At 31.7% G+C, this 19,318-nt stretch carries 19 protein-coding genes, 1 pseudogene and 1 riboswitch; of the genes and pseudogenes, 19 read left to right on the top strand and 1 reads right to left on the bottom strand.

Annotated features, from left to right (window positions below):
* Nucleotides 1-5 precede the first annotated feature (5 nt).
* The 6 genes from EXD82_RS03805 to EXD82_RS03780 all read left to right on the top strand — a co-directional run bounded on the left by EXD82_RS03805 (nucleotide 6) and on the right by EXD82_RS03780 (nucleotide 7,054).
* Complete coding sequence (locus EXD82_RS03805) at nucleotides 6-881, top strand: ATP-binding cassette domain-containing protein (RefSeq protein WP_142535583.1); 876 nt, start codon at nucleotides 6-8, stop codon at nucleotides 879-881.
* Nucleotides 878-1,627, top strand: a complete 750-nt coding sequence (locus tag EXD82_RS03800; RefSeq protein WP_142535582.1) for a hypothetical protein — start codon at nucleotides 878-880, stop codon at nucleotides 1,625-1,627. Before EXD82_RS03805 ends, EXD82_RS03800 begins: the two co-directional genes overlap by 4 nt.
* Nucleotides 1,628-2,280: 653 nt before the next feature.
* Nucleotides 2,281-3,174, top strand: a complete 894-nt coding sequence (locus EXD82_RS03795; RefSeq protein WP_142535581.1) for a sulfide/dihydroorotate dehydrogenase-like FAD/NAD-binding protein — start codon at nucleotides 2,281-2,283, stop codon at nucleotides 3,172-3,174.
* A complete protein-coding gene (gene gltA, locus EXD82_RS03790; protein WP_142535580.1) occupies nucleotides 3,174-4,568 on the top strand; it encodes an NADPH-dependent glutamate synthase in 1,395 nt (464 codons plus the stop codon). Before EXD82_RS03795 ends, gltA begins: the two co-directional genes overlap by 1 nt.
* A gap of 424 nt (nucleotides 4,569-4,992) precedes the next feature.
* On the top strand, nucleotides 4,993-5,454 hold the full coding sequence (locus EXD82_RS03785) for a MarR family winged helix-turn-helix transcriptional regulator (protein ID WP_142535579.1): 462 nt from the start codon (nucleotides 4,993-4,995) through the stop codon (nucleotides 5,452-5,454).
* A 250-nt stretch (nucleotides 5,455-5,704) separates the two neighbouring features.
* Nucleotides 5,705-7,054 (top strand): MATE family efflux transporter, encoded by a 1,350-nt coding sequence (locus EXD82_RS03780; RefSeq protein ID WP_174919149.1) that lies wholly within the window; start codon nucleotides 5,705-5,707, stop codon nucleotides 7,052-7,054.
* 61 nt (nucleotides 7,055-7,115) lie between these two features.
* Here EXD82_RS03780 and EXD82_RS10280 read toward each other — a convergent pair whose 3' ends face one another.
* Nucleotides 7,116-7,292 carry a hypothetical protein gene (locus EXD82_RS10280; RefSeq protein WP_174919148.1) on the bottom strand — a complete coding sequence of 59 codons (177 nt, stop codon included), beginning with the start codon at nucleotides 7,290-7,292 and terminating at the stop codon, nucleotides 7,116-7,118.
* A gap of 318 nt (nucleotides 7,293-7,610) precedes the next feature.
* Between EXD82_RS10280 and EXD82_RS03775 the strand changes: the two genes are divergently transcribed.
* From EXD82_RS03775 to EXD82_RS03720, 13 genes and pseudogenes are all read left to right on the top strand, one after another.
* Nucleotides 7,611-8,480: a polysaccharide deacetylase family protein gene (locus tag EXD82_RS03775; protein WP_142535578.1), complete on the top strand. Its 870-nt coding sequence runs from the start codon at nucleotides 7,611-7,613 to the stop codon at nucleotides 8,478-8,480.
* An 11-nt stretch (nucleotides 8,481-8,491) separates the two neighbouring features.
* Nucleotides 8,492-9,442, top strand: a complete 951-nt coding sequence (locus EXD82_RS03770) for a peptidylprolyl isomerase (RefSeq protein ID WP_142535577.1) — start codon at nucleotides 8,492-8,494, stop codon at nucleotides 9,440-9,442.
* 19 nt (nucleotides 9,443-9,461) lie between these two features.
* On the top strand, nucleotides 9,462-10,388 hold the full coding sequence (locus EXD82_RS03765) for an alpha/beta hydrolase (RefSeq protein ID WP_142535576.1): 927 nt from the start codon (nucleotides 9,462-9,464) through the stop codon (nucleotides 10,386-10,388).
* 107 nt (nucleotides 10,389-10,495) lie between these two features.
* Entirely contained in the window at nucleotides 10,496-11,863 is a 1,368-nt protein-coding gene (locus EXD82_RS03760) for a GTP pyrophosphokinase (protein WP_142535575.1), read from the top strand.
* Complete coding sequence (locus EXD82_RS03755) at nucleotides 11,863-12,456, top strand: molybdenum cofactor guanylyltransferase (protein ID WP_142535574.1); 594 nt, start codon at nucleotides 11,863-11,865, stop codon at nucleotides 12,454-12,456. The genes EXD82_RS03760 and EXD82_RS03755 overlap by 1 nt, the downstream gene beginning before the upstream one ends.
* A 4-nt stretch (nucleotides 12,457-12,460) precedes the next feature.
* Nucleotides 12,461-12,970 (top strand): MogA/MoaB family molybdenum cofactor biosynthesis protein, encoded by a 510-nt coding sequence (locus tag EXD82_RS03750; RefSeq protein ID WP_142535573.1) that lies wholly within the window; start codon nucleotides 12,461-12,463, stop codon nucleotides 12,968-12,970.
* Nucleotides 12,942-13,919, top strand: a complete 978-nt coding sequence (gene moaA / locus EXD82_RS03745; protein WP_246082004.1) for a GTP 3',8-cyclase MoaA — start codon at nucleotides 12,942-12,944, stop codon at nucleotides 13,917-13,919. The genes EXD82_RS03750 and moaA overlap by 29 nt, the downstream gene beginning before the upstream one ends.
* 2 nt (nucleotides 13,920-13,921) lie before the next feature.
* Nucleotides 13,922-14,383, top strand: a pseudogene (gene moaC / locus EXD82_RS10560) (cyclic pyranopterin monophosphate synthase MoaC); the annotation flags it as partial.
* Nucleotides 14,384-14,404: 21 nt separating this feature from the next.
* Nucleotides 14,405-14,833, top strand: coding sequence for an MOSC domain-containing protein (locus EXD82_RS10555; RefSeq protein ID WP_206668147.1), 429 nt, complete (start codon nucleotides 14,405-14,407; stop codon nucleotides 14,831-14,833).
* A gap of 170 nt (nucleotides 14,834-15,003) precedes the next feature.
* Nucleotides 15,004-15,597, top strand: a complete 594-nt coding sequence (locus tag EXD82_RS03735) for a DUF3793 family protein (RefSeq protein WP_142535571.1) — start codon at nucleotides 15,004-15,006, stop codon at nucleotides 15,595-15,597.
* A 32-nt stretch (nucleotides 15,598-15,629) separates the two neighbouring features.
* Entirely contained in the window at nucleotides 15,630-16,064 is a 435-nt protein-coding gene (locus tag EXD82_RS03730) for a flavodoxin (RefSeq protein ID WP_142535570.1), read from the top strand.
* A 230-nt stretch (nucleotides 16,065-16,294) separates the two neighbouring features.
* On the top strand, nucleotides 16,295-17,230 hold the full coding sequence (locus tag EXD82_RS03725) for a 1-phosphofructokinase family hexose kinase (RefSeq protein WP_142535569.1): 936 nt from the start codon (nucleotides 16,295-16,297) through the stop codon (nucleotides 17,228-17,230).
* 42 nt (nucleotides 17,231-17,272) lie between these two features.
* A riboswitch (Lysine riboswitch) is annotated at nucleotides 17,273-17,440 on the top strand.
* A gap of 117 nt (nucleotides 17,441-17,557) precedes the next feature.
* Nucleotides 17,558-19,177, top strand: coding sequence for a Na+/H+ antiporter NhaC family protein (locus EXD82_RS03720; RefSeq protein ID WP_142535568.1), 1,620 nt, complete (start codon nucleotides 17,558-17,560; stop codon nucleotides 19,175-19,177).
* Nucleotides 19,178-19,318 lie beyond the last annotated feature (141 nt).

Raw genomic sequence — 19,318 nt, 5'->3', positions numbered from 1 at the left:
AAAAAATGAGAGAAGCTATCAGAGTTGAAAATATATCACATAGATTTGGAAAGAAAAATGTTCTTGAAGATATATCTGTAACATTTGAAGAGGGAAAAATATACGGATTACTTGGAAGAAATGGATCTGGAAAAAGCACACTTATAAGTATAATGGCAAATCAGTTGATACCAGATAGTGGAAAAGTATTTGTAAATGGAGAATATATAGGCAAAAATATGGACCTTCTTGAAAATATCTGCACAGTAAAGGAAAAAGAGACGTTTTCTTCTGATTCAAGAGTAAAGGATATATTCAATGTATACAGCCTATTCTTCGATTCATATGATAAAGAGTACGAAAAATATCTTACAAAGAAATTCAATATAAATATTAAAAAAGGTTATACTGGTCTTTCAAGAGGTCAGAAATCGGCAGTTGCAATCATAACTGCGCTTTCAGCAAATGCACCTATAACAGTACTTGACGAACCAACAGTCGGACTTGATGAAGCAAATAGAAAAATATTCTATGACGAGCTTATAGATAGGTATTCTGAAACAGGAAATACATACATAATAGCTACTCATATGATAGGTGAAATGGAAAATATCATCGAACATGCTGTTATTATAGACGAAAATAAGGTTGTGCTGGATGAAGATATTTCGGATACCCTTGAAAAAAGTTATATAGTTTCAGGAAATGAGGAAGATATCAGAAAGCTTGAATTTTTCGATGATATGAAACATATATCGAAGGTAGGAAATACGGATACATATTTTATATATAGAAATATGAATGACGATGATATAAAAAATATCAGAGAAAATAATATAGCTATTGAACATACAGATTACAGAACAGTATTTCTTAATGTAACTGGAGGTGGACAGATATGAAAAAACTTTTACCATATTTAGGATATTACAAAAGATTTTTTAAACTTTACATATTAGTAATGTTTTTTATGTATGTTTTTTCTATAATTGCGATGGTTATAGCATCAAAGTTTTTTGGAACAGATATGTTTTTGGGAGTAGGACCGATAGAATCAGGCATGAGCGGATCTATATTAGGGGTATCCGGAGCATATGGAGCTGTTATGGCATATCAGATGTTCAATGAGCTTATGAATATAAGAGCAGATAGAAAAAGAGTTATAGAATCGATAATAATAACATCTATAATATTCACTATTATATCAACAATTATATGTTACATAATGACAGGATTATATGCTGCAGTTGCAAGTGGACTATCAGGTGGGAATATGATGGAGAGCTTTATAAAAGCAGTTGCATCTTCATCAGCAATTGATAATACAAAGAATACACTTATTGTAATCGCGGTAGCAGTTTCACTAGGAAACTTTATAGGAAGCCTTATTTATAGAGTAGGTATTATCAGACTAATAATTGCATGTCTTTTAATAGCTGCAGTTGTGGCAAGTATGTGGGCTGTCTATAGTGAAGCATTGTTATATATGTTTATGAAAGTAATGATGTTTATGCGGGTTGAATCAAATGTAATGGTTGTGTGTATAATACGGATTTTAGTTATGGAAGTTTTATTTATACTTCTTATGAGAAAAGCTCCGGTTCTTCAATATGCAAAAACTTGGACTGGGAAAGTATTTCATAGATAATAAAAATATTATTTGAGGAAAATAATTACAAAAATATTGTATGAAGTAAAAGTATAATAGATAAAAATAAAATATAGTATGATATAGAAAATAGACAGTTTTATTTTAAATATGACTGTCTATTTTATTATTATATAGAGATAAAAAATTAACATAATAAATTTTTTGAAAATATAATTTTGTATAATAAAAATATCTTTTGAGAAGTAAAAAAATATTTCTAGAAATCGTATTTATATTACTAGGATGAATATAAATACCATATTATTAAATAACGAGACTTTTGTGAAGGATTTATAAAATGAATAATCATGAAACTTTTTAATGCATATAAAAATGATGATTAAAAAAAATAATCGGATAAATAATACTTTATATAAAATTTAACAATAACAAATCTTCTGTAAATAATAATAAACGTGAATATTCCAGTATTTCTGATGTTTAAACAGAACAAAATTATATATGGAAAGAAAATTATTCCTCTAAAAAATAAAGTCAAATATTTATAAATAATGAAAAAGTATTTATACAAACGTTATTTTATAATCTACCATAAATAACTGAAATATAGTATAATTTGAGATATGGAGCAATTATAAAGTTATGCGCCAGAAATTTATTTTACTCTTTAAGAGAATGGAGAATGTGATATGAGTTTTAGAATTGCCAAAAAAGAACTTTTAACTGACAAGATTTATTCTATGGACATAGTAGCTCCAAGAGTAGCTAAGTCAGCAAAACCAGGACAGTTCATAATAATCAAGCTTGATGAAAAAGGAGAAAGAGTACCTTTAACAATAGCTGATTATAATGCAGAAGAAGGAACTGTAAATATAGTATTCCAGGTAGTTGGTGCCACTACTATGAAACTTGCAAGACTTGAAGAAAACGATTTTGTAAGTGATTTCGTAGGTCCTTTAGGACATCCGAGTGATTTTGTAGAGGAAGATATCGAAGACCTTAAGAAGACAAATATGATATTTGTTGCAGGTGGGGTTGGAGCTGCACCGGTTTATCCACAGGTAAAATGGTTAAAAGAGCATGGTGTAGATGTAGATGTTATTATAGGTGCAAGATGCAAAGACCTTATAATACTTGAAGATGAAATGAGAAAAGTTGCTAAAAATGTTTATATATCAACAGATGACGGTTCTTACGGATTTAACGGTAGAGTTACAGACTGTCTAAAAGACCTTGTAGAAAATCAGGGTAAAAAATATGACAAGGCTATAGTCATAGGACCAATGATAATGATGAAATTCATGTGCATGATGACAAAAGAACTTGAAATACCAACAATAGTAAGTTTAAATACACTTATGGTTGATGGAACAGGTATGTGTGGAGCATGTCGTGTAAGTGTAGGAAATGAAATAAAATTCGCATGCTGCGATGGTCCTGAGTTTGACGGACATCTTGTAAACTTCGATGAAGCTATGAGAAGACAGACTATGTACAAAACAGCAGAAGGTAGAGCTATATTAAAACTTGAAGAAGGGGATACACATCACAGTGGAAGATGTGGATGTGGAGGTGACAAATAATGGCTATAAAAGCAGAAAGAGTACCAGTAAGAGAGCAGGATCCTAAAGTAAGAGCTACAAACTTTGATGAGGTTTGTTTAGGATATAATAAAGAAGAAGCTATGGAAGAGGCTACAAGATGCCTTAACTGTAAAAACCCTAAATGTGTAAAAGGATGTCCAGTTGGAATAAATATACCAGGATTTATAGCAAAGGTTAAAGAAGGAGATATAGAAGGAGCAGCTCAGGTTATATCACTGGCAAGTTCACTTCCTTCAGTATGTGGTAGAGTATGTCCACAGGAAAGCCAGTGTGAAGGTCAGTGTATAGTTGGTATAAAAAATGATCCGGTTTCAATAGGTAAACTTGAAAGATTTGTTGGAGACTGGTCAAGAGAAAATGGAGTAAACTGCTGTGAGAAAGAAGAAGCAAACGGAATAAAAGTTGCAGTAGTTGGTTCTGGACCATCAGGACTTGCATGTGCAGGAGACCTTGCAAGAAAAGGATACGATGTAACAATATTTGAAGCATTCCATGAAGCTGGTGGAGTTTTAACTTACGGAATACCTGAATTCAGACTTCCAAAGAAAGAAGTAGTTCAGTCAGAAATAAACAACATAAAAAATCTTGGCGTTAAAATAGAAACTAACGTAGTTATAGGTAGAACAATAACTATAGATGAACTTATAGATGAAGAAGGATTTGAAGCAATATTCATAGGTTCAGGTGCTGGTCTTCCATCATTTATGGGAATACCTGGAGAAAATGCAAATGGTGTTGTTTCAGCAAACGAATACCTTACAAGAGTAAACCTTATGAAAGCATATGATGATTCATACGATACTCCTATAAATATAGGTAAAAAAGCGGCTATAATAGGTGGAGGAAACGTTGCAATGGACGCAGCGAGAACTGCACTTAGACTTGGTTCAGAGTCATATATAGTATACAGAAGAAGTGAAAAAGAACTTCCAGCAAGGGTAGAAGAAGTACACCACGCAAAAGAAGAAGGAATAGTATTCCACACTCTTACAAATCCAAAGGAAATACTTGTAGATGAAAATGGTAATGTAAGAGGTATGGTATGCGTTAAGATGGAACTTGGTGAGCCTGATGAGTCAGGAAGAAGAAGACCTATCGAAATACCAGGATCAGAATTTGAAATGGAAGTGGATACTGTTATAATGTCTCTTGGAACAAGACCAAATCCATTAATAGCAGATACTACTAAAGGACTTGAAGTAAACAAGAGAAGATGCCTTGTTGTTGACGAAGGTGGACTTACATCTAAAGAAGCTGTATACGCAGGTGGAGATGCTGTTACAGGTGCTGCAACAGTTATATCAGCTATGGGTGCAGGAAAAACAGCTGCTGCTTCAATAGATGCATATCTTAAAGAAAAACATTCAAAATAATAAAATAAATATTATATAGTTATATGTAATATTATCTATGGTGCTGCTGTATTACTATACAATGTAAACAGCAGCACTTTCATATTTTTAAATAATATAAAATTTGAAAAAATTCTGTTATAATGAATAATAAAGGAGTATAATATAGATAAGATATACCTATATGAAGACAAATACTGTATATAGTGGGATAGAAAAATCGAATTAGTATATATAGGGTAATATATATAAGTCGGGCAAATAGTCAAAAAAATAAAAAGTTAGTATAAAATATTTACTTTTTAGTGAAATTAAGGTAAGCTTTATTCTATAGGAAGTGTATTGACATAATGTAGTTAATTTAAAGTATGATATATACATTGGTTAATTTAAAGTATGATATATACATTTTCAAATTTTGTGGTTTGATGGAAAGGAGAACGCTATGTTAAAAAAAGAAGATGTAATAAGATTCTCGGCAGGAATACATTTTTCTCAGGAAAGACTTTTTAATGCCTTTTTAAGAGAGAAAGGAATAAAAAATATTTCAATATCAAAATTCAGAGTACTAGAAGTCTTATGGAAAAACAAAGAAACTGGAATAGTGTTCAGTGGGATATGCCAGGAAACAGATCTTGCAAAATCTACTGTGTCTATAATGCTTTCAAACATGGAAGAACAGGGGCTTATATATAGAGTTGCAAACGGAACTGACATACAGAATGTTTTATTCTATCCAACAGAAGAAGGATGTAGATATAAAAACGAATACTATGAAATAATGGACAAAATATATGAAATAATATATGAGGGAGTTTCAGACGAAGAAAAAGAAGTATACGAAAAAGTTCTTTCAACTATAACAGAAAATTATAAGAAAAGAATATACAAGAAAAAAAGAAAATAGATATTAGTTTTAAGGTATATACTGTATTAGGTTTGCTTTATATACACTATGGTTATGTGTTTAGTATTTGCCGAAATATAATAGATAGATACTTAGCTATAGCAGTAAAAGTTCATTTTTCAAAAGCAGATATTGGTTATAACATGTATAAATATATTGAAAAATATATTTTTAGTGTATATAATTATATAGGGTTTCTTTGAATGGGGGGTCGATGACCTCCTTAGTTTTTTTAAGAGGGAGTGAAATTATGGGCGAACAGATTCTTGGTACAGAAAGAATAAGAAATCTTCTTATAAAATATTCTATACCCGCAATAATAGGAATGCTTGTAAATAGTCTTTATAATATAGTAGATAGAATTTTTATAGGAAATATTGAAGGTGTAGGTCCGCTTGCAATAACAGGACTTGGAATAACACTACCTATAATGACTGTAATACTTGCATTTGGTATGCTTGTAGGTATAGGAACAACAACGAATATATCTATAAGACTTGGCGAAGGAAGAAGAGATCTCGCCGAAAAACTAATAGGAAATGCTGTTACACTTGCTGTAATAATCGGATTTCTCATAATGGTTATAGGACTTATATTTATTGATAAAATTTTAGTTATATTTGGAGCAAGTGAAACAACTCTTATATATGCAAAGGCATACATAAGAATAATTCTTTTAGGGGCTATACCAAATATGTTATCTTTTTCTCTTAACCATTCAATAAGAGGAGATGGTAGTCCCAAGACATCGGCAGGAATTATGATTGCAGGGTGTCTTACAAACATAGTTCTTGATGCACTTTTAATCTTTGGATTAGGTATGGGGATAGAAGGTGCTGCAATAGCAACTGTAATATCTCAGTGTCTTACTATGGTTCTTACATTAAAATACTATCTGGGTGGAAAATCAAACCTTAAACTGAAAAAAGAGAATCTTAAACTTAACCCTAAATTTGTAAAAATGGTTTTTGCAATAGGTGTATCTCCGTTTGCTATGCAGCTTGCTGCAAGTATGGTTCAGGTTATATCAAACAATTCTCTGAAAATGTATGGTGGAGACCTTGCAATAGGGGCTATGACAACTATAAACTCAATATCAATGCTTTTCCTTATGCCTATATTTGGAATAAATCAAGGTTCTCAGCCTATAATAGGTTTCAACTACGGTGCTGAAAAATATGATAGAGTTAGAAAAACATATATTGCATCTCTCGGTGCAGCTACTATAATACTTGTAATAGGACGGGCTGTTATAATGATATGTCCGGAACCTATAATAGCAGTATTTAACAGGGATAAGGAGCTTATGGATATAACTGTTCACGGAATAAGACTACAGCTTATGATGATGCCTATAGTTGGACTTTCAATAACAGGTACAAACTTTATACAGTCTATAGGTAAGGCTAAAAAAGCCATGGTCTTAAGTCTTTTAAGACAGGTTATTCTTCTTGTTCCGGCAATTTTAATTCTGCCAAGAATAGGTAATCTTGCACTTACAGGTGTGTGGATTGCACAGCCGTTTTCAGATCTTATATCTACTGTCATAACAGGAGTTATTGTATTCAGAGAAATAAAATCGTATAAAAACATTGCATAATACTATATAGAAAATATAAAAAAGACCTATGAATATATCATAGGTCTTTTTATATATAAAATCAGTCCTGAAGTCCAGTTATATACTTTTCATTTACAACATAAAGTTTGAATTTATGAACAATAACAACGTCTTCAAGATTATCAAGAACGCTGACAACACGAACGCATTTGCCACGTATTTCAATAGGTAGTTCCACAGAATCTGCTAAATTTACATAATCGTCATACTGATACATAAAATCATCCCCTATATTATATAATATAATAATTATACTACAAAGAATGATTAATTTCTACAAAAAAACGTAATTCTGAATAGAAAATATTGAAATATCTGAATTGATTGAAATTTATGTGTAATTAGATTGATAAACTTATATTATTTATTGAAATATTAAATATAGTAGTATAAACATATAATAATTATTCAAATATATTACAATATGGTTACAGATTTACAAATACACCTGTCACACTATCAATGTTAAAACTATTTGTAGTATAATAGTATAAGTCAAATGAATACGATTACCGTTGAAAGGAGATAAGTTTATATGGAACAGAAAAGAAAAAATGAAAATGTTAAACGAAAGAAGAAAGTTCGCAAAAGAAAACAGAAAAAAACAAGGTATAATAAAAAGAAAATATTTGCACGGATAGTTTTAGTTTGTTTGTTTTTCTCTGGGATTTCATTTGCATTCAATAAATTCAGTTCTGCCAATGCAGTAGAAATCAGAAATGAACGGCTTTCAGTGGAAACATTATCTGGAATGGTTGAAAAAACATCAAAAGAGGCATCAAAAGGACCATTAAAGACATCTGGTAAAACAGTATATATAACAATAGATGACGGTCCATCAAAATATACGGATCAGATGCTTAAAATTCTTGAAAAATATAATGCCAAGGCGACATTTTTTATGATAGACGGCAATATGAAACGGTATCCACAGCAGGTGAAAAATGTTGCAAACAGTACGAGTACAGCTGGATTTCACAGCGTAAGTCACGATGTACACAAACTTTATCGGAGTGCTGATTCAGCGAAAAAAGAATTTGATCAGTGCAGTAAAACATATACAGAAATAACAGGAAAAACATCAAAAGTTATAAGAATACCGTATGGAAGCAAGCCATATACTACAAAAGCATCTTATGATACGATGGTCTCTGCAGGTTATAAAATATGGGACTGGAATGTAGACACAAATGACTGGAAAAACAGTTCAGCAGGTATAATGGACGTTGTAAAAACATATGGTAATGGCCAGAATGTAATACTTCTTATGCATGAAAAACCACAGACTATTGAAGCATTTGAACAGATAATAAAATACTATTCAGATCAGGGATATGAATTTGCTGCAGCAGGACAGAATGAAAATCCTAAAAATTTCTGGTTACAGAATCTGAGTCTTAACTAAGGAGAGTATTTATGAAAAAAAGAGTTATACCAGCTATATTTCTGGCAGCCTGTATAATTTTTACAGGATGTTCAAATAAAAATGTAGCAAAAGTGAATGATACAGAAATCAGTAAGGATGATTTTGAAACAACAAAAAACATCGTAGCTGTAATAAACGAATATAATACAGGAAAATCACTTGAAGATATGAGTGAGGAAGAGCTTTCTGATTTTGACAGTGAAATAATCACATTTATGATTGATAGACGGTTAATATCGCAAAAGGCTATAGAAAATGGGATAAATGTATCCTCAGAAGAAAGTTCAACAAGAGCCGGTTCAATAAAGGAAGGGCTGGAATCGAATACTATACTAAAAGAAAAGCTTTCTAAAAAAGGAATAACTGAGCAGGAACTTGAAAATTTTGCAACAGAGGATATACTATCTGAAAAATACAGAGAGGCCTTTGATAATTCGCAGAATGTAAAGGAATCAGATATAAGTGAATATTACAATACCCATTCAGAAGAGTTTGAGCAGGAATATGTAGAAGCATCTCATATACTTATATCGACTATAAATAATGATGGAACAGCGATGTCTGAGGAACAGAAAAAGGAAAAAAGAGAACTTGCAAATCAGATAGCTGAAAAAGCAAAAAATGGTGAAGATTTTTCAACACTTGCAAAACAGTATTCTGACGACAAAAAAACAGGTGCAAATGGTGGGAATCTTGGATTTTTTAAAAAGAGCGATAAAGATTCCGCATTTACGGGAAAAGTTTTCGAACTTAAAAAAGGAGAAATATCTGACGTAATAGAAACAAACAGTGGATATGAAATTGTAAAAGTTACAAATAGAAAAACAGAAAAATCCGCTTTGAATAAAGAAAAGGAAAATATCAAGAAATCTATACTTGATGACAGATATATAAAGCATCTTGAAGAACTTGAAAAGGATGCTGATATAAAAATATTTTAACTGATGAGAAGGTGTTTTTATGGATATCAGAGAATTTACTTTCGAAGGTGCAGATAAAAAACCGATTTTTGCAAGAAGATGGGAAAGTAAAACAGATATGCCAACAAAAGGAGTAATTCAGATTGCTCATGGAATGACAGAAACAGGGAAAAGATATGAAAGGTTTGCAAAATTCCTTACAGAAAGAGGATATATTGTATATATAAATGATCATAGGGGTCATGGAGAAACAGAACAGGATATGGAGGGACTTGGATTTTTTGCAGAAAATGAAGGGTTTGATCTTCTTGTTAAAGACATGAAAATACTTACAGATATAATAAAAAAAGAAAATCAGGGGCTTCCAGTATACCTTTTTGGTCATAGTATGGGATCATTTGCATCTCAGAAATATCTTATAGATTATCCAGATGAGGTAAGAGCAGTTGTTCTTGCAGGATCAAATGGAGATTTTGGTCCTTTGATAAAACTGGCGCTTCCACTATTGCATGTTATAGAAAAGATAAAAGGAGCAAGGTACAGAAGTGCATTTATTGAAAATGCAGTATTTGGAGCAAATAATAAAAAGTTTAAAGAAAAAAGAACCAAATATGATTGGCTTTCACGAGACGAAGAAGAAGTAGATAAATATATAAAAGATGAAAAATGTGGTTTTATGTGTACAGTTGAATTTTATAGAGACTTTGTAAAAGGTCTTATATACATAGAATCAGATAAAAATCTGAAAAAACTTTCAAAAAGTGTGCCAATAATGATTATATCGGGTGATGCAGATCCGATAGGTAAAAATGGAGAAGGAGTAAAGAATCTTTACAGAAGATATAAAAAATATGGGGTAAAGGATGTAACTATGAAACTTTATCCAGATGCAAGACACGAGCTTTTAAATGAGATAAACAGAGACGAAATCATGTATGATATAGTTCGGTGGTTTAACTCAAAATAGTATATTTTGATAGGGTATTTTACATAATAACTAATGATGTAAAATGCCCTATTTTTATGGTAGAATATAATTATAACGCTATGTGCAGTACTGAAAGGAAAATAAAAATGAGTTTAAAAGAGTTTGAATTTATAGATAAATCAGTTGATATACTTGCAGAAATGTCTCCAATGCTTGCGGATATATCTGATGATATAGAAGAATACCTTGAAAAAATTCTTAAAGAGAAAGAACAGGAATATATAAGTATATCTTCCAGGGTAAAATCAGAATCAAGCCTTAGAGAAAAAATAATAAGAAACAGATATCTGATAAAGTTTGATACAGCAGACGAGATGATGGAATTTCTTCCGGATCTTATAGGACTTAGAATAGAGTGTAAATTTATAGAAGAAGAGAACAAAATATATAGGCTTTTAAGAAGATACTTTAATAGAACGGACGATAAAGTATATTATTATAACAAAGAAAATAAAAATATACAGCTTAAGCTATCTGAGAGACAGCCAAGCAAACAGAAAAATGGATTTGAAATCTATAAAATAGACGGAATATACAAAATACTCAATAGAAATATAAATTTTGAACTTCAGATAAAATCACTTGTAAATGTGTTCTGGGGAGAAATAGAGCATAAAATAATATATAAAAACAATACTTATCTACTTGCCGATGGATTTATAAAAAATCTTATGGTGACAATAAAACAGAATCTTACTATGATAGACCAGCAGCTTTTAAGCCTGTATAAAACATTCCATGCTCAGAGAGGATTTAATGAATATACAAGTAGAAAAGAAATAGAAAAATTATTTGCAAAATTTGTATATGACATATTTTCTCAGAAAATGCTCGATAATATCGGATTTATTGTAGATTTTAAAAAAGCATGTGAAACAATAATAAATTATTCACTTAACAAGATAGAATCTGACGATAAAATAGGTCAGTTTGTACTTAGAGAATTCAGCAGACTTACAGAAATAGTTTCAAAGGATATCGATTTTAATAATGAAATAGAATTTGAAACAGAGCCTGAATTTAAAGATGAGTTTTCAAAGAGAATAGGTGGACTTTTCAGAGAGAGACTTAATACAGAATTTCCATGGAATCTGTTCTTCAGGATATTATTTGAAATAGAGCCATATAAGAACAGAAAAGATTTTGAGAATTTTGTTTACTATATAAAAGAAACTGTTCTTGATAGAAAAATGAGAGAAAGTATAATTGAAAAATTTGGTGAAGAGGATGGAAACTCTATAATTCATGAAATATATACAGAAGTTGCAAATCTTTTTGAAGATATAAATGGTGTTGAAATCCTTTATAAACAGAATCTGGAAAAAATTGCCGTGATAACATCTGATGTCATGTATTTTACAGTGGAAAATTATGAAAACTGTATAGAGTATGAAGCAGGAAGAGCAGAACTTTTTGCCAAGTTTACAGAGAGATTAGAGGATATATTTGATTAATGGATTTTATAAAAAAGACGGGTGTAATTTTGTGCGGTGGAAAAAGTAGAAGAATGGGAATTGATAAAGGGAGTCTTATTATAAAAAATAAGATGTTTATCTCGTATGCAATAGATGCATTTGAAAGATTTGAAGAGATTATACTTGCCACTGACAGAATTGAGAGACATGATTATCTGGAAATAGTATCAAAAGAGAAAGAAAGAATAAAAATTATTGAGGATATATATCCTGAAAAAGGTCCCATATCGGGAATATATACAGCAATGAAATCTGCAAAATACGATATAGTTGTGATTGCATGCGATATGCCGTTTATCAGTAGGAACCTAACTGAAAATATAGCCGGCAGACTCGATGAATGTGATGAAAAATATAATGTAATTTTATTTTCAGATAAAAGAATTCAGCCGTTGTGTTCTGGATATAGAAAAATATATAAAGATGAAATTAATAGATGTATAATGGAAAATAAATTGAGTCTGGTTGATTTTATAAAAAATAATAAATATATTTTATTTGAAGAAACCAACAAAACGTATGTGAAAAACATAAATTACCCTGAAGAATACAGGAAACTTGACGGGAGGTAGAAATATGATAAACACTGCCATAATAACGTTGAGCGACAGGGCATATAGAGGAGAGAGAGAAGATCTTACAGGTCCTGAACTCAAAAGATTTATAGAAAATAACAAAGATTATAGCGTAAAAGAGGAAGTTTTGATTCCGGATGAATGCGAAAAACTTAGAGATATACTTATAGATATGTGTGATAATAAAAAATATGATTTCATAGTTACAAATGGAGGAACAGGTCTTTCAAAAAGGGATATTACTCCTGAAACCACATTATCTATTATTGACAGAGAGGTTCCGGGGATATCAGAATACATGAGGATGAAGTCATCTGCAATAACGAAAAGAGCAGTTCTCAGCAGAGGAATATGTGGAATAAGAAAAGAAAGCCTTATAATTAATCTTCCGGGAAGTCCAAAGGGAGCTTTAGAGAATATTGAATCTATAATCGACATAATACCGCATGCAATTGATACAATAAAAGGAAATGTATCGGATTGTGGAAAGTGTATCAAAAATGATAGATAGATATGGAAGAGTAATAGATTATCTGAGAATATCTCTTACTGATAAATGTAATTTGAGATGTGTTTACTGTATGCCGGCTGAAAAAAGATTTAGGCCGGGATATGTAAATGATGTGATGAAGCCTGAGGACTTTAAATTCCTTATAAAAGGATTTGCTGATAATGGAATAAAGAAAATAAGATTTACAGGAGGAGAGCCGTTGTTGTATCCTCAGCTTCCTGAGATTATAAAATTTACAAGAGAATGTGGAGTAAAGGATATAGCAATTACAACAAATGGAATAGGACTTGTAGATAAGATAAAGACTTTGAAAGAGTGCGGACTTACTGCAGTAAATATAAGTATGGACTCTCTTAAACAGTATAAATACAGAGCTGTAACGAGAAATGGTAATTTGAATGAAGTAATAAATGCGATAAATGCATGCAGTGCTATAGGGCTTAAAGTGAAAATAAACTGTGTTGCAATAAAGGATTTTAATGATAATGAAATAGTTGACTTTATTGAAATATCCAGAAGAGCATACGTTGATGTGAGATTTATTGAACTGATGCCTATAGGAGAGGCTAAACAGATATATCAAAGGGGTTATCTTGATATAAGAAATGTAATAGAATCACTTCCGGAAATAAGAAAAGTAAAAGAAAGACAACATGGGAGCATAGCAGATTATTATGTCCTACCTGGATCTAAGGGAAGAGTAGGTGTAATAACTCCTTTAAGTTGTTCTTTCTGTGATAGATGTAATAGAGTAAGGATAACTGCAGATGGTATGCTGAAATTATGCCTGCATTCAAAAAATGAAATAGATTTAAAACCTCTTTTACATAAACAGTATCTATTCAATGAAAGTATAAAAGAATATATCTGGGTAAAACCAAGACGGCATAATCTTGTGAAAAGAAAGAGCAGCGACTCTTCAAGAGATATGTACCAGATAGGAGGATAATAATGCTTACACATATAAATAGCCATGGATATGCAAAAATGGTAGACGTAGGAGAAAAAGACATAACAAAGAGAACTGCTATTGCATGTGCTACTGTAAAAATGAGCCGCGATGCCATGAATCTTGTAAAAAATGGAAGTGAAAAAAAAGGTGACGTTATTGCCGTTGCACAGGTTGCAGGGATAATGGGGGCGAAGAATACATCTTTTAATATACCGATGTGTCATCATATAAGTTTAAGCGGATGTGACTTGAAATTCGATATAGATGAAAAAGAATGTTCTATAAAAATAAAATCAACATGTAGTACATTTGCTAAAACCGGTGTTGAAATGGAAGCCTTAAATTCCTGCACTATGGCAGCACTTACTATATATGACATGTGTAAATCTGCAGATAAGAAAATAAGGATAACAGATATACACCTGATGGAAAAAACAGGGGGAAAATCCGGAGATTTTAAAACAGATACCTTAGAAGAGGAAATGTATGTTGAATCTGTAAATTTGAGCTCTGAGAAAGGAACTGTTAAAACGCCTGTAAAATCAGTAGAGTGTATAAAAGATTATGGTATAAAAGGTGATGCCCATGCTGGAAACTGGCATAGGCAGGTAAGTCTTCTTGGGATAGAAAGTATAGAAAAGATGGAAAATATTTCAGGGAGAAAATTTTCCTATGGTGATTTTGCAGAAAATATAACTACAAGGGGAATCGAACTTTATAAGCTTGATCCTGGAACTCTATTAAAAATAGGAAATTGTGTACTTGAAATAACACAGATAGGTAAAAAATGTCATAATGGATGTAGTATAAAGAAAGAAACTGGTCAATGTATAATGCCGACAGAAGGGATATTTGCAAAAGTAATAAAAGAAGGAATAATAAATATAAAAGATAAAATTGAAATAATATAATATATTGCTGCCGATTTATAATCGGCAGTTTTTTTATTGTCATAAAACCTCAAATAAATGATATAAATTATCAAATAAAAGTCTTGATTAATTAAAAATAATGTAGTATTCTATATATAGATGAAATTGATAATTAAAATCAAAACCTGAAGAGTAGGAGGACATAAAAAATGGATATATCTTGTTTGAGATGCAGTATAAAAGGAAATATAGCACTACAGTGTTCCCTGGTTCTTTCAGGGATTAAACCTTCAAATTTACTTATATATAGTAACGAATGTTCCGGGTGTATATCAGAGGAACTGAAGAATACAGGACTTGAACATACAAAACTATATGAAGGTGAGAAGGAAAGTGTGTCGATTATATACAATAGATTCTCTATTGAAAATCTTATAAACGATACAGGAAATATAGATTTTATCAAAAAATATGGATATATCGATACAGATATAGATAATATACTTGTTCGATTATCAGATAGATATACTTCTTTCAGAAATAGAAAATCAGAATTTCCACACGAAATAGGAATACTTTTGGGATATCCTATAGAGGATGTTGTTGGATTTATAGAAAACAATGGACAGAACTTTATATATTCGGGGTATTGGAAAGTATACAAAAACGCTGAGGAAAAAATAAAAACGTTTGCAATGTATAAGGAAATAAAAAGATATTTTATAAAACAAATTGCAAACGGGAAGAAACTGTATCAAATAAGTTCTGAATTTAAAAATATAGATACAGTATTTGGTTTCTAAGATGAAAGTATTGTAGACAGGAGGATATTACAATGAATGAAGTAAAAATAGTTTATTGGAGTGGAACAGGAAATACAGAACAAATGGCGTCAATCATAGCTGACGGAATAAAAGAAGCCGGAAAGGAAGTTTCTCTTATCAATGTTTCCAACGCAAATATAGATGAAATATTAAAAGAGGATTTAATCGTTCTGGGATGCCCTTCAATGGGAAATGAGGAACTTGAAGAATCAGAGATGGAACCATTTGTAGCAGATATAGAAAAATCATTATCAGGTAAGAAAGTGGCTTTATTCGGATCTTATGGATGGGGATCAGGAGAATGGATGGAGTCATGGGAAGAAAGAATGAAAGCTGCAGGTTCTGAGCTTGTAGGAGAAAAAGGCATTATATGCAATGAAGCTCCTTCAGGATCAGATATTGATGAACTCAAAGAATTTGGCAAAATAATAGCTGAATCTATGTAATTGTTTAACTCATTGCGTGGGATATAAGAATTAGCCTAAAAACCCTATTAATCATATCAACTAACCATTAACCTTTTATTAAAATAAATTATTATAATTAGCCACCCACACAATGTACAAATAAATCCTTAAAGAATACCTTGGAAATGCTCTCGATATATTCGGGAGCATTTTTCATATTATTATGTTATACTAATGATATGGAATCATAAGAAAAGGGAGGCAAGAGGATGATTATAACGCTATCTTTGAATCCATCAATAGATAATACTCTTGATGTTGAAAACTACAAGCACAGAGGAGTGAATAACATAATAAACTCTGAGACTGATGCGGGTGGCAAAGGTATAAATACTGCAAAAAATCTAAAAATGATGGGCAAAGAACCTATAACAGTAGGATTTATTGCAGGTGATTCCGGAGTATATCTGAAAAAAATGCTTGATAAATCGGGGATAAAAAACGACTTTATACCAGTGTACGGAGAGACTAGAACAAATACAAAAATAATAGAAGAAAATGGCGAAATAACAGAATTAAATGAAAAGGGACCTGATATATCAGAAGAGCGGATAAAAGAGCTGATGTTCAAACTTGAAGGGTATGCTGTATCCGGTGGAATTTTTGTACTTTCCGGTAATTCAAAAAACTGCTCAGACCAGGATATATACAGAAAAATAATATCGCTGGCACATTCAAGAGATGTTAGAACTGTTGTTGGTATAGACTCAGAAAATCCTATGGATATAATATCCGAAAAACCAGAAGTGTTAAAATTTAAACTTAAAGATATTTGCAGAATGAAAAATATATCTGAAGAAAAAGCTGATGATAAATTTATATCAAATACAATGAAAGAGCTTATAGAATCAGGAATAGATATTATAGCGTTGTCATGTGGTGAAAAAGGTGCTTATTTTGCAGATAAAAGTGGTGTAATAAAATGTCCTGGTCTAAAAATAAAAAAACACTCTACAGTTGGAGCAGGTGATGCGATGCTTGCAGGACTTGTATATGGATATGAAAAAAAATTAGGGTTGGAAAAGATAGCAGAACTTTCTATGGCTATGTCTGCAGGGGCAATAGCTACAATAGGAACAAAACCACCTTCAAAGGAAAATGTAGAAGAACTTAAAGGCATGGTTGAAAAAATATACTTGACATAAGTCTGAAATAATGTTAAAGTCTAGTTAAAACTAAATTAAGAAACTAATGATAGAGGCGCGATATTTATCAGTATACATGGATTCAGGGCAGGGCAGCCGTCTTTGTAGAAAGGAACTATCGCCGAAGAAACAGAGAATGCTTCAGATCTGTTTCTGGGCTACCGCAGAATATGCGATAGACTGTCACATGAGTGGAGAGCTATCTGGTATTATATATATATTATATTAATTGAATTATTGATAGGGAATTATAAGCCATAAATGCTGTGTTCGAAATGTGACATATCATTTGTGGCTTTTTTATTGTATAAAGAGAGGATGAAAAAAATGAGAAACAGAAGAAATTTTCTAAGCGTGGCGACACTGCTTATTGCCATTTTGATAATGACTACGGCAACTGTATTTGCTGAAGGAGATGCAGCTGAATATACTCCGGCTGTATATGCTACATTCTGGGCACTTGTACCACCAGTTGTAGCTATAGTTCTTGCACTTATAACAAAAGAGGTTTATAGTTCACTTCTTATAGGAATAATCGTAGGTGGAGTATTCTATGCAGGTGGAAACTTTGAGCTTGCAATAACACATGTATTCAGTGACGGTATAATATCAGTACTTTCTGATTCTTACAACGTAGGTATACTTATATTCCTTGTAATACTTGGTGCTATGGTAAGCCTTATGAACAGAGCAGGAGGATCAGCAGCATTTGGAGTTTGGGCTGGAAAACATATAAAAACAAGAGTAGGAGCACAGCTTACAACTATTCTTTTAGGATGCCTTATATTTATAGATGACTATTTCAACTGCCTTACAGTAGGTAGTGTTATGAGACCTATAACAGACAGACATAACGTATCAAGAGCTAAACTTGCATATCTTATAGATGCAACAGCTGCTCCGGTATGTATAATAGCACCGATATCTTCATGGGCAGCTGCTGTTACAGGATTTGTTCCGGGAGAAGATGGTCTATCAGTATTTATACAGGCTATACCATATAACTTCTATGCACTTCTTACAATACTGATGATGCTTGGACTTGTTATGTTCAAAGTGGATTATGGTCCTATGAAAGAGCATGAAATAAATGCTGTTAAAAATGGAGATTTATTTACTACAGGTGCAATGCCTTATGCATATACAGATGAAGAAAAAGAAAATACAGACGGACATGTAATAGATCTTCTTATACCTATATTTTCACTTATAGTTTTCTGTGTTATAGGAATGATATACACAGGTGGATTTTTCAGTGGTGAAAGTTTTGCATCATCTTTTTCAAATGCAGATGCTTCACTTGGACTTTCACTAGGAAGTTTCTTTGCATTAGTTGTTACAATACTTTTATATGTATTTAGAAGAGTTCTTAGTTTCAAAAAATGCATGGAATGTATACCAGAAGGTTTCAAATCTATGGTTCCTGCAATAATGATACTTACTTTTGCATGGGCTCTTAAAGCTATGACAGACAGTCTTGGAGCAGCGGTATTCGTTGAGGGAATAATGAAAACTTATGCTCAGGGACTTAGCAATTTCCTTCCAGCTATAATATTTGTTGTTGGATGTTTCCTTGCATTTGCAACAGGAACTTCATGGGGAACATTTGGAATACTTATACCTATAGTTGTTGGAGTATTCTCTAATGATCATACTATGATGATAATATCTATATCAGCATGTATGGCAGGAGCTGTATGTGGAGACCATTGTTCTCCTATATCAGATACTACTATAATGGCATCTGCAGGTTCTCAGAGTGACCATGTGAACCATGTATCTACTCAGCTTCCTTATGCAATGTCTGCAGCAGCAATATCATTTGTAACATATCTTGTTGCAGGATTTACAAAATCAGCTGTGATATCACTTGGATTTGGAATAATAGCAATGCTTGCATTCCTTATGTTCCTGAAAATGAATCATCAGAGTGCTGATGAACTATAAAAAGCAAAGCAGTAAAATTAAAATAAATAAAGAATCACTCTAATCTGAAAAAGAGCCTTACGTATAATAATACATAGGCTCTTTTTCATGTTGAAATCAATTCTTAAGAATGATTAATATTTTCTTTACAAAATAGAACTG

It is taken from the genome of Peptacetobacter hominis (genome assembly GCF_006861675.1).
Taxonomy (GTDB): Bacteria; Bacillota; Clostridia; order Peptostreptococcales; family Peptostreptococcaceae; genus Peptacetobacter; species Peptacetobacter hominis.
The sequence above is the reverse complement of the archived record's forward strand: the minus strand, read 5'-3'. Positions and strand labels throughout refer to the sequence as shown.